The organism is Chlamydiifrater volucris, assembly GCF_902806995.1.
Lineage (GTDB): Bacteria > Chlamydiota > Chlamydiia > Chlamydiales > Chlamydiaceae > Chlamydiifrater > Chlamydiifrater volucris.
Genome location: NZ_LR777654.1, coordinates 884,222 through 896,008, shown reverse-complemented (window position 1 = coordinate 896,008; position 11,787 = coordinate 884,222). Strand labels below are relative to the sequence as shown.

The window sequence follows — 11,787 nt, the reverse complement described above, 5'->3', positions numbered from 1 at the left end:
AGGGTATTCATGAAGCAGCAAAAACAAAAAATTCGAATCCGATTGAAGGGATTTGATCAGACTCAGTTGGATCGCTCCACGGCTGATATTGTTGAGACAGCAAAAAGGACCGGAGCTGTAATCGTCGGGCCTATACCTTTGCCAACAAAAAGAGAAGTCTATACTGTTTTGCGATCTCCGCATGTAGATAAAAAGTCTAGAGAGCAGTTTGAGATTCGAACACACAAGAGACTTATTGACATTTTAGCTCCTACCGGGAAGACAATAGACGCTCTCAAGACGCTTTCTTTGCCTGCTGGAGTTGATATTAAGATTAAAGCTTCCTAATAAGGTTTGTTTACTGCCAATTAGCATTTATGAGCGATAGAGATGCTTCTCTCCTGGGTTTTGTCTTGAAAGAGCGTTCCTTATTGACAAAAAGGGACGAAGTAAGTGGGAATGAGGAGTTGGTATATTCTCTTAAGTTTTCCGTAAAAAATGTTGGGGCGCTTCAATACCGCGTAGGGGATTCTTTAGCAATACTCCCCGAAAATGATCCCGAGGCTGTTGACGCTCTCTTGGATGCCCTTTCTTTGCGAGGGGAAAGCCCTCTTCTCGATCCTAGAACGAATAAAGTTTTTGATGCAAAAACCTTTCTTACCAAAAGAGCTGACTTGGATAGGCTCTCAGAATTTTCTAGGAGCTTGTTTTCTGAAGAGAGTTGTGTCCAAAAAGACGGAAGGAAAGTCTCTTTGAGGGAGTTGCTTCTCGAATATCGACCAAAAATACGTTTAGAGGATGTCACTTCACTTTTTTCTCCATTACTTCCTCGATTTTATTCGATAGCATCTTCTCCATTATGGGACAGAGATTCTTTAGAACTTACTGTACGTTCTATTCTCGTTAAAGGAGCGCATTCTTCGTGGCCAGGTGTTTGCTCTTCCTATATTTGTAATAGAATACAAGAAAATGAAGAGATACAGGGGTACATCAGTCCTACTCAACATTTTACTTTAAACGAAAACAATCAAGGAAAGCCTCTAATTATGATAGGGGCAGGAACAGGAATAGCTCCGTACAGAGCATTCATGCAGGAAAGATTGTATCTTCAAGAGCGCGCTAAAAATTATCTCTTCTTTGGGGAGCGCAAGCGTAACAGCGATTTCTATTACGAAGATTTTTGGCAAAGATGCTGTGATCAAGAATTGTTAGAGGTCCACTTGGCGTTTTCTAGAGAAAATGATCAAAAAGTATATGTGCAGGATAAAGTCCTAGAAAAGAGCACCCAAATCCAGAACGCATGCGCTTCTGGTGCTCACATTTTCGTTTGCGGTAGCAAGCTTATGGGAGCAGAAATAAGGAAAACTCTAGAGATAATTCTCGGCAAAGAGACGTTTAAAGAATTCAGGAAAACTAAACGCTTTGTAGCAGATGTTTACTAGGAATCTTCCACCTTCTCCATAACCGTAACAATACAAAAACACAAGACCCCATCACCACAGCCGTAGTCGCTTAGCCCCTCTCCAGAGGTGACTGTAATTCCTACAGACTCCAAAGGAATTTTTAGAGCAGAAGATACACTTTCTCTTACAAGCAAGGCCTTTGGGAGAAACCGAGGTCTACTGCCTTCTAGGGTTATAGCTACATGGGAAATATGCTGGTTAGGTTTTAGACTATTGACGGCTTCCTCAAGGTAAACCCCACTATCCGTGATGCCTCTAGAATTGAGCAGTTCATCTGCCACTTTGCCCAAAATAATGTTTTGAGTGATTGAAGTGAGCGCATTACACAAAGCATGAAAAATCACATCCCCATCAGAATTAGCCTGAAATCCGGGGACATCTTCAAAAATAACTCCTCCAAGGATACATGGCTTAGTCGAGCCCTCAGGTAGGAAACGATGACTATCCTGGCCCATGCCAGTCCTAACTATCCACTCGGGATTACCTTGCATATTTAAAAGCCTCAATTTTTAAACGAAAACCTATCCGCCAGTCCTCTCTAGAGTTAGTGATGGTAATCCATCGGTTTCTTTTTTAAAAGAATTTTACATCTAATGGTTTATGGGAGAGAGAAAATGCTAATAGCGGAGTAAAAAAAATTTCGGGAAGAGATAATATCTTAGATAACAACTTTGTCAATAATTATTGGGAATTTGATTGCCAATAATCAGAACGTTTTCTTATTATTGTGCTTCCGAGTTCTGTGGCTAGATAGCTCAGCTGGTAGAGCAGAGGACTGAAGATCCTTGTGTCGTCGGTTCGATCCCGGCTCTGGCCATTTTGGGGTTAAGATCTCAAATTTGAAGTAAAGCTCGTCTTTCAGACCCGCAATAAGTAGGTTTAAGTCCGTTGGGGTTTTTTGGCCTAAGTATTCTTAGTGGTAGCGGGTTTGCGGTTGATTCAGTAATAGGGATTTAGGAATGGAAGCTTATGCTATAATTCAGGCTGGCGGTAAGCAATACAAAGTTTCTGCTGGGGATGTTGTGGATGTAGAGATGACCAGTGACATTGCAGTGGATTCTGGGACTCACGTTTTCTCCGAAGTATTGTTTTCCTGTAATGGTAAAGAGGTCAAAATAGGAAACCCTCTTCTAGGGAAGGCTAGCGTTATAGCAGATATTTTGGGTTGTGTAAAAGGTCCAAAAGTGACTGCTTATAAGTATAAAAAAAGAAAGAATTGTCATAGGAAACTTGGTCATAGACAAAACTATGTCAGAGTAAAGATCCGTGAGTTGTCGTTGTAAAATCGGGGTAGTGTAAGATGGCACATAAGAAAGGACAGGGAGCCAGCCGTAACGGAAGAGATTCCGAGTCAAAGCGTTTGGGAATGAAAGTTGGTTGTGGTCAATACGTCACTACTGGAAGTATCTTAGTTAGGCAGCGAGGAACGAAGTGGAGACCTTCCAAAAATGTTGGAAGAGGTAAGGACGACACTCTGTTCGCTTTAGTTGATGGGTTCGTTTCTATGAAAAAAACGAACCGTACCTACGTTTCCGTTTTACCAGCTGCTAGCAAGTAAAAAGCTAAACAAAATCACACTTTTTGTTTTCTTACTGAACTCCGTTGTTTCCATCTCCTTGGTTGAACGGGGTTTTTTGTTTTCTATGGTTTGAGGTTTGGTCTTGTTCACTGATAAGGTTGTTTTAGAGCTTCGCGCTGGGAAGGGTGGCAACGGCGTTGTTGCTTGGCGTAAAGAAAAGTACCTACCCAAGGGAGGACCCTATGGGGGTAACGGAGGTAACGGGGGATCTGTTATTGTACGTACGGATAATCATGTTTATTGTTTCGAGGCTTATAAGAACTTGCGATTTTTAAAAGCTGAAGATGGACGACCCGGGGCTTCAAATAATAGGTCTGGCAGGAACGGCAAGAATTTAGTGCTAGCCGTCCCTCCAGGCACTTTATTAAAAAATGCAGAAACTGGGGAGCTTATCAAAGATTTTGTCCGAGAAGGTGAAGAGCTTATTGTTTGCCGAGGAGGTCGAGGGGGGAAGGGAAACTCTCATTTTAAAAGCTCTACCAATAGAGCTCCTACACAGTGTACCCCAGGTAGGCCGGGTGAAATTTTGCGCATAGAATTAGAACTAAAATTGATTGCCCACATAGGGCTTGTAGGTTTTCCCAATGCAGGAAAATCAACATTACTTAATGCGATGACATATACAGAGGTAAAAGTTGGAGCTTATCCTTTTACGACTCTCAGACCCTCTTTAGGTCTTCTTACCCGTACTAATCAGTATCAAAAACCTTTAATTGTAGCCGATATTCCAGGAATTATTCAGGGTGCTCACGATAACAAAGGACTTGGGCTAGATTTCTTAAGACACATTGAGCGTACGGGCCTACTTCTTTATGTTGTGGATGTATCTTGTTTTGAAAGAAAGAATCCTGTGGAAGATTTAAAGACTCTTAGGAAAGAATTGAGACTCTATAATCCTGAACTTTTAGAAAAAGATGCTATTGTGGCTTTGAATAAGGTAGATGAATTACTCGAAGATGAAGAAGAAGCCACGATGAACTTATTTGCCAAAGAGTTTCCTAGCTTTGAGTTTATCCTTGTGTCTGGGAAGACAGGGCAAGGTATTCAGGCTTTGACAGAAGTTTTAATACAGAGGCTCAATCCATAGAAAATTCCCATTAACAAAGCTATAGTAGGGCCTACGGGAAGATCTAAAAAGTAGGCAGCGATAATGCCTGAAAAAGAAAAAATTATGTTGAGAAGAGAAGATACAATCATAATTCTTGTCATCTTGTAGGAGAATTTGCATGCTATAGTTACTGGTAGGACGAGCATGCTTAACATGAGTATAATACCCATAGTGTAAATGAGAAGTACGATGGCTGCAGCTACAAGGGTCAGAAGTAGGAAATACCACTTTTGTGGAGACTGACCTCTAAGGGTCATATATTTTTCATCGAAGCAGAAAGCTTTGAATCTATTGTGGCAGAATATTGTCGTGATAATGATCACGGCGTCTAGTATAAACAAGGTTTTTAAGTCTTTCCCATTTATCCAAAGAATATTTCCTAAAAGAAAATCTATAAGCTCTGAATTGAATCCTGGAATCATAGAAAACAATATAATACCTACAGCCATCCCTACGGACCAAATCATGGCTATAAGAGCATCTTCCCTTTCTCGGTACTTCAAGTGTATTTTGCCGATAAAGATAGAAAGAAAAATGGAACCCACCAAAGCTCCATAAACAGGGGAGATATCTAAGTTAAGGTGATATTGTATCCATAAAGTCAGACCTATTCCTCCAAGCATTGAATGAGAGATACTACCACTAATAGACACTATGCGTCTAACCACAATATATGTGCCTACAATACCTCCCGATATGGATGCCCCTAGGGCAGCCAAGAAAGAGTTTAGTAATAGAGGATTGAACATCTCTTTAAAAAAATCTAATTTCATGCAAAAACCTCTACTCGTTATTACAACAACGTAGGGAACGATACAAATCCGTTTGATCGTTTTGTGATAGTGGTGTGAGGGTCTTGTTTAAATAAAACATTTTATTGAAAAATTTAGTTGTATGATGCAGATCGTGAGTCACCATTACAATCGTTTGCGTCTGATTTAACTCCACGAGAATAGAATAAATGTATTCTTGAGTTTTCGTGTCAATATTAGTTGTTGGCTCATCAAGGATAAGAATGGAAGGATTGGAACATAGGGCTCTAGCCAACAGGACCCTCTGCATTTGTCCTCCGGATAAATGTGAGAAGCAAGAATGTTTTTTAGAAGATAGCCCGACTAGATCTAAGGCTTCCTCTACAGCTTGATAATCTTTTCTGGTGTATTGTCCATGCCATTTCAGAGTAGTAATACGACCTGTTAACACAACTTCTTCAACGGAAATAGGGAAAGCTTTATCAAAAGAAAAGTATTGAGGGACCCACCCTATGATAGACTGGGGATTTTTTTGTCCTTGCTGATCATAAATAGTTACCGTGCCTGAAGAAGGTTTCAATAACCCTAACATAAGAAGAAGAAAAGTACTTTTCCCCCCTCCGTTAGGACCCAGAACACCTACGTAATCTCCGTAATTAACAGAGCAAGAGACATTTTCCAATACAGGAGCATCTGTGTAACTAAAAGATAGGTTTTCTACGGAAATACAAATACTCATAGATGAGAAAACTCAGCGGCAATGAATTTCAGATTTTCTAACACGTCGTCGGAATAAGGGTCTAGATGAATTTCCTTAATATTGAGTTTTTTAGCTAACAAGTGTCCACTTTTTTTGTGCCCAGATCGCTGAGAAAAAACGAGAGTAGAAAGATTGTTACTTTTTATAATCTGCAGCAATTTCACAAGATCTCTGGGGGAGATATCCTTTTTATGGGGGTGCTCTATGGGTATTTGGCGAAACCCATAATCGTGACAGAAGTATGTGAATGCAGGGTGAGTAACCAGAATAGAACGGTTGGTTGCTTTAGCAGTCACCTGAGTGATTTCTTCATCCAAAGAATCTAATTCCGCAATTATTTTTAGATAGTTGGCGTTCACTATATCTGTCTTATCAGGCAAAAGCTCTGAGAGTTTCTCTGCCACGAGTTGGGCTTGTTTTTTCAGATTTTTAGGACTCAACCAAGTATGAGTATCATAAAGAAGGTGCCTGTGGTGTTTGCAAGGGGTTTCATTAGACAAAGGAATGACGCTCACATTGTCATTGATATTAACCGATTTGCAAATAATTGCTTTCGCACAAGATGTTTCAAAGGGTTCTCCTGAAAGAAACCATAAAGATGCCGAGCGCATCTTTTGTACCTGTTTGAGCGTTGGCTCGTAGCTGTGAGGGTCTGCAGGTACAGGGACAACAGCTTCCACATCTACGAGATCCCCCGCCAGGGAACGAACTAAAAATTTATAAGGGGAAACGCTTACCAAAACCAACGGTTTCTTCGGAGACTCTCCGAAAGAGACTGAAGGAAGGAATAGAAACATCAAGAATATATAAAAAGCTCGTATTAACATTCTTAGGAATACGAAGTTTGGGGTTGAGTCAGCATATTATCCTACTGAGGGTTAATTTTAATAAAGGGAGAAGTTTGTTTTCTTTTAATAAAAATTTTTTAGTTTAGTGGTCATCTTTTCCGTTTCAAAAAAAAAGTATCTTCCAGGGAAAGTTTTTTATTTTTCAGAAACCATGAAGGCGATCTAAGAAACAATTATTAATCCTTAGAGGCAAGGAGTATTGATTAAAATGAAACGCTGAGATATCTTGGTTGGCTTGGGCGTCCTTGTGAAGGATTGTCCCTCATAGGAGTCTACGTTGGAGAGGTGTCCGAGTGGCTTAAGGAGCACGCTTGGAAAGCGTGTGTGCGTTAACGCGTACCGCGGGTTCGAATCCCGCCCTCTCCGTTTCCCCTCGGGGATCAGAATACCATCCTAGATCCAAGGTTGAGCATCTGTACAAAGGAGTTTTCTCCCGCCTCCATGGTATAGGAGCCGTATAAACTCCAACAGGGGGCAAACTGCGTGTTGTTGTGAAGCTCAATACGAGCTGTGTTTCTAGGGGGTACGTTTCCTCTGACGACACCTTTTGTTCCATCCGATAAGACCTTGTACCTAGCCATAGGTTCGTTTCTGAAGATGGCAGGGGTATAGGCAACCATCATTTTATTGTATAGAAGCGCGTATTCCAAAAGTAAAGTTCCCTCCATAGCAAAACCAGTAGGTAGGGCTATGTACCTATATGAGGTGGAATCAAATTTTCTTGGGTTGTAATAACTTTCTTCGAAAGAAGACTGTCTGAGGGATATGCATTCACATCCCAAAAATGCGGATAGTCTTGCAGAAGAATCTACAGTGGGTTCTCGGAAGTCGAAAGTTAGTCGGCTGTCCAAAACCCAGGCTCTGTCGTGCCAGTCAGCAAGGTTTTTGTCCCATATAGAGGGGTAGAAAGTTCTGGAACGGTGTTTCATGTATGCGTAACTTAGAACCCCTTGCCAGAGAACAGGTCGTTTATTTCTATAGTTTCTCGAAAGTAGATAAACTGGGCATCCCGCATAGAACGTAGTCTGGTAGGAGTGCTCTGAGTTATAATAGTCATAATCTTTGTGCATTTTCTCTGTTTTTGTTCTACCAAACATTTGAGAGAACGCAGCCCCTAAGATAAGATCAGGATTGGGTTTGGAATCTAAGGCAGCAATATATCCTTTTGAGCTGTAGTTGAGAGCGGCAGCACCAGCATGTTCTTCAATTTGCAAGAATGTTCCTACTCCTGATGTCCACACAACATTGTATAAAGGATCATCAAATCGAGCCGAAGATAAGCAGTTGTTTAAAATCCCTTGTTTGACAGCTACAAGAGACGCTCTAGCTCCAACTAAAGAGTTTAAGTAGTAAGAGCTTTCTCGAGGAACATATGCCCACTGCTGATAACGGTCGAAGGTCCACTCAGCAGTAATTTGATTATTGCTGCCAGTCTTTAGAGCCCATGTACCCATGTAACCCTTCAATGGTTTAATATCCCCATATAATTTGAGGCCCGTAATTGCTCCATGATTGTCGGGAAGGTCAATTAGTTTAAGATTAAGATTTTTTCCTAGGGCAGGGTTTTGGTACAGATCTCCGTTTGGGTCAACTATAGTGATAGAGGCATTGGATAGGTCGACAGAACTCCCGCTATTCTCTGCTGCTATATCAATTTTGGGGGCATTTGTTTGTCCATCTCCATTGATCAATCCACTGATATCGATAAATAAGTTGGTAATAGTGATTCCATTAGCTCCTGCATTTTTTGGACTTACAGGTGGATGGCTAGAGTGAATAACTTCAGCTTTGGTCGAAAATTTCTGGTTTTCTTTTTCCTTTGAAAGAAGAGAAAAATTTGCCGAAGGACCTTTGGCTATGAGAGCGCTACCTGCTCCCATTACTAGGTTCCCTCCAGTCTGTGTGAAGGAATTTACTGTTAGCTCTGCTTTGTCAAGAATCAATGTTCCAGAACAAAGTTCTACTTTTTGCCCAATAGTAGACTTGTTGTTGTGCTCGGTTCCAGAGAAAATAATTTGTCCTGAGTAGGAACTGCTATTAGATTTATTTATTTCGCAGGTGTTAGAAGTGCTCCCGGAGGTATTTACCGCATCATAAAAATAAATGGAGCCTTTATTTGCATTAAGGGTTAAATCGATATCTCCGCCAATGCTACAGAATTTAGAAGAATCACTTGTGTTCCCTATAGCATTATTTCTAAAAATAATATCGCCCGAGTCAGCAGTTAATGTTAACTTTGGGGGCGTAGAGGATCCGTTTTTCTCTCCAAAGATAGCAGCTCCTGAAGGAGCAGTCTTAACCTTTGCAGAAGAACGCTTAGCCGTAGAAGGAGCTGAAATATTATCAGAAAATAAGATAGTTGAAGTGGCAGTAATCGAAGAAGTTGTACTGTTAGATTGGGAAGACTTTAAATGGATAGCACTTCCTTTTTCTTTGGCAGTATTCCCGGAGAATACGGCGCTTCCCTTTAAGGTTAAATTGCCCGCAGAATAGATAGCTCCACCACCTCCAGTTAATGCTTTATTTTCAGAAAAATTGGAAGAACCGCTAATGTCAATTGTTCCTTGACTAGCTAAAGCTCCCCCTTGATCTGCAACGTTGCTAGAAAAGTTAGTTCTACCACTCAATGTTAGGCTAGTTTTTGTGCTAATTCCGCCTCCGTAGGCAACTGTGCTAGACGCAGGAAGAGCAGCAATCTCTTGGGCGCTAGCCAATGTTTTGGCCGAATTTTCTAAAAATGATACGCCACTTTCAAGGGAGGAAGAAATAGTAACTGTTTCTCCATAAATAGCACCTCCGCCATAGTCTGTAGAGGATTCTTTAACAGCTTGTTTAGCAACCGTGACGGTATTGCCAGAGAAATTTACGTTTCTACATGTGTCTAAAGAAAAACTTTTTGCATGAATGGCCCCTCCAGATTGGAGCCCTTTGTTGTTGGAAGCGGATACGTTAGTAATTCCTTTCACATTTAATTTCTCTGTGGAGTAAATAGCTCCACCTGAAACTTGAGCAGTATTCCCAGTTAGAGAAAGGTTCCCGAGATTATTGAAACAAACGGCTTTCGCATGAATTCCTCCACCGCTGTCTGTAGCAGAGTTGGAAGCCAGAGAAACAGATCCTATGTAGTCGAATAACACATCAGAAGATTTTAAATCTTCGGGGATTTCTCTAGAAATTCCTCCCTTAATCGCAACAGCTTTTTGCCTTTTTGTGGATAGGGTTTGAATGGAGTGAGAATTAACGGATTCCGTAGAATAGATTCCTCCACCTTTTTGAGCAGAGTTTCCTGTAATAGACACTGAGTTTAGATTGGAGAAAGAAACTTTTTTGGAATAAATCCCTCCCCCCTGGTTCTCGGTCGGCTGGGATACTTGTAGAGCGGTTACTTGTTCGGGAGAATTCTGGACTGTAGTGGCTTTATTCCCAGAGATAATTACATCTCCAAAAGCTGAGATGTCAGGTTTCGGAGCATAGGGAGGAGTTTCTGGTAAGATTGTTGCTGTAGATGGATCAAAAGTAATGGTGAAACCTTCTGGGGCATATACGGCTCCTCCAGAAGAAGCTTGGTTCCCAGAAAGTTCTAATTTCTCCAGATTTGTAAGGGTGACGGACTTGCTGTCCCCGACATAAATTCCTCCGCCTTTTTCACTTGCAACGTTAGAGCTAAATAAAGTAGTTCCTGATAAATTTGACCAAGAGATGCTTTCCTTGGAATATAAACCTCCGCCACTTTTAGTGGCAGTGTTGTTAGCAAACTGTAATCGCCGAGTGTGTTGGCAGTTAAAGTGTTTGTTAGCGTATGCCCCTCCACCATCTCCTGTTGCAGTATTTCCTTGAAATAGGACTGTCGATAGTATCCCAGATATTGTGATATCTTCAGTGGAATAGAGACCCCCACCATTTCCTGGGGAGCCCTCGGAAGAATCTTTTTCAGAGGCAAGTTGTAGACTTACTTTTTTCAGAAGTGTTTTGGCTAATTTCTCCGCAGAAGTTGATTTTACGTCTTCTTCAGCTGGGGTTGCTACAACTCCAGCTGTGTTTGCAAGAAATTTAATTTCGCTTGCATCACGGAAATCTGTGGTTTTACTAGAATATACTCCGCCTCCGTCTTGTTTTGATCTATTGGCTGAAAAGAAAACAGAGGAAGATCCCTTATCACCGGATATGGTTACAGATCCTCCAGCGTAGATGGCTCCGCCCTTTTCTTCTGATTTGTTAGAACTAAATTTGGCAGAATCCAAGTCATGTAAAATAATGTCGGACGCCGAAGCTAGAGCTCCTCCATTTTTGCCAGAAGCATTCTCGTTGGCAAAAGTAGATCCGGGTGATCCGGAGATTTCTATGATACCATCAGAATAAAAAGCTCCCCCAGAACCAGAGGCTGTGTTCTTGCTGAGGTTCATGGATCCAAAATTTTCTATCAACAACTTCCCTTTGGAGGATATGGCGCCCCCATTTCCCCTTGGTGCGGGAGGATCAGCTAGAACGACGTTAGCTTGAGCACCCTCCGAGGCCGGAGGAGTGGGGACGATAGCAGAGTTTCCAGTGAACGTGATGGCATCTATGATATCTGCAATTGTAGTTGTTGATTCACAGAAAATAGCACCACCTTCCTTTTGTGATGAGTTTCCAGTGAATGTAAGGTTGTCTAGTCCTTCAATAGTAAGAGGTCCTTTCGAATAAATACCTCCGCCTTCATCAGGAACAGTGACTTTAGAAATGGTCAAAGATCCTGGAGTGTCTGGATCTGTGACTATGCCCATAGAAGCGTAATCGTATGGGTTACGAAACGCTCCACCCTGAGTATACTTTTTGCTGTCAGGATTTGCTGTTTTAACTGCGGGGGTTGTTCCTGTTGTTTCAGATTGTTGATTTTGTTGTGATTGGGAGTCAGAGGCACCAGAAGAGCTTTGACTTGTGTCTGGTTGAGGAGTTGGAGTTGGGGGAGGAACAGAGTTGTAACTGGAAAGTGTGACGTCTCCGTCTATCGTGTATATAGTTCCGGATGGGTCAGCGACTTGAGTAAAATTATTCGTAGATTCTGTTACAGAGAGACCAGTTTTATTCTTGTTCAGGGTGACACTGGTTTCTCCAAGTGCAATCAGAGAAGGAAGTGCTGCGGTGAAAACAGCCGTAGCAGAAAGCCACTTCATAATTAGGGAACTCTTTATCGATTTAACTGCCTATTAGACTGTCTAAATAAAATACCGAGAGAAATTAGGCAAGGGTAAAAACTAGTAGAAAATCGACAAAGTGCTAAGAGAGAAAAGAAAGAAACCAGCCTGGATTTCGTAGATC

10 protein-coding genes and 2 tRNA genes are annotated in these 11,787 nt (G+C 41.4%); 7 read left to right on the top strand and 5 right to left on the bottom strand.

What is annotated here, in order from left to right; genetic code table 11:
• The first annotated feature begins 9 nt into the window (after positions 1 to 9).
• Both rpsJ and KJA62_RS03700 read left to right on the top strand, forming a co-directional pair.
• Entirely contained in the window at positions 10 to 327 is a 318-nt protein-coding gene (rpsJ, locus tag KJA62_RS03705) for a 30S ribosomal protein S10 (protein ID WP_213318672.1), read from the top strand.
• Positions 328 to 356: 29 nt separating this feature from the next.
• On the top strand, positions 357 to 1,421 hold the full coding sequence (locus tag KJA62_RS03700; protein WP_213318671.1) for a ferredoxin reductase domain-containing protein: 1,065 nt from the start codon (positions 357 to 359) through the stop codon (positions 1,419 to 1,421).
• Here the strand turns inward: KJA62_RS03700 and ispF are convergent.
• On the bottom strand, positions 1,418 to 1,933 hold the full coding sequence (ispF, locus tag KJA62_RS03695) for a 2-C-methyl-D-erythritol 2,4-cyclodiphosphate synthase (protein ID WP_213318670.1): 516 nt from the start codon (positions 1,931 to 1,933) through the stop codon (positions 1,418 to 1,420). The two genes, KJA62_RS03700 and ispF, sit on opposite strands and share 4 nt — an antisense overlap.
• A 253-nt stretch (positions 1,934 to 2,186) precedes the next feature.
• On the opposite strand from ispF, the gene KJA62_RS03690 reads away from it, so the two are divergent.
• The 4 genes from KJA62_RS03690 to obgE all read left to right on the top strand — a co-directional run bounded on the left by KJA62_RS03690 (position 2,187) and on the right by obgE (position 4,108).
• Positions 2,187 to 2,259: transfer RNA gene (locus KJA62_RS03690), tRNA-Phe, on the top strand.
• Between the two features lie 142 nt (positions 2,260 to 2,401).
• Positions 2,402 to 2,725: a 50S ribosomal protein L21 gene (gene rplU, locus KJA62_RS03685; protein ID WP_213318669.1), complete on the top strand. Its 324-nt coding sequence runs from the start codon at positions 2,402 to 2,404 to the stop codon at positions 2,723 to 2,725.
• Positions 2,726 to 2,742: 17 nt separating this feature from the next.
• A complete protein-coding gene (gene rpmA / locus KJA62_RS03680; protein WP_213318668.1) occupies positions 2,743 to 3,000 on the top strand; it encodes a 50S ribosomal protein L27 in 258 nt (85 codons plus the stop codon).
• Between the two features lie 103 nt (positions 3,001 to 3,103).
• Complete coding sequence (obgE, locus tag KJA62_RS03675) at positions 3,104 to 4,108, top strand: GTPase ObgE (RefSeq protein WP_213318667.1); 1,005 nt, start codon at positions 3,104 to 3,106, stop codon at positions 4,106 to 4,108.
• Here obgE and KJA62_RS03670 read toward each other — a convergent pair.
• The 3 genes from KJA62_RS03670 to KJA62_RS03660 are packed head-to-tail and all read right to left on the bottom strand — an operon-like array spanning position 4,066 to position 6,438.
• A complete protein-coding gene (locus KJA62_RS03670) occupies positions 4,066 to 4,902 on the bottom strand; it encodes a metal ABC transporter permease (RefSeq protein ID WP_213318666.1) in 837 nt (278 codons plus the stop codon). The two genes, obgE and KJA62_RS03670, sit on opposite strands and share 43 nt — an antisense overlap.
• A 10-nt stretch (positions 4,903 to 4,912) precedes the next feature.
• Positions 4,913 to 5,620 (bottom strand): metal ABC transporter ATP-binding protein, encoded by a 708-nt coding sequence (locus KJA62_RS03665; protein ID WP_213318665.1) that lies wholly within the window; start codon positions 5,618 to 5,620, stop codon positions 4,913 to 4,915.
• The gene (locus KJA62_RS03660; RefSeq protein ID WP_213318664.1) at positions 5,617 to 6,438 is read right to left on the bottom strand and encodes a metal ABC transporter solute-binding protein, Zn/Mn family; all 822 of its coding nucleotides are present in this window, start codon (positions 6,436 to 6,438) and stop codon (positions 5,617 to 5,619) included. The genes KJA62_RS03665 and KJA62_RS03660 overlap by 4 nt, the downstream gene beginning before the upstream one ends.
• A 330-nt stretch (positions 6,439 to 6,768) precedes the next feature.
• Here KJA62_RS03660 and KJA62_RS03655 point away from each other — a divergent pair.
• Positions 6,769 to 6,855, top strand: a tRNA-Ser gene (locus tag KJA62_RS03655).
• Between the two features lie 14 nt (positions 6,856 to 6,869).
• Here the strand turns inward: KJA62_RS03655 and KJA62_RS03650 are convergent.
• Positions 6,870 to 11,642, bottom strand: a complete 4,773-nt coding sequence (locus KJA62_RS03650; RefSeq protein ID WP_213318663.1) for an autotransporter domain-containing protein — start codon at positions 11,640 to 11,642, stop codon at positions 6,870 to 6,872.
• Positions 11,643 to 11,787 lie beyond the last annotated feature (145 nt).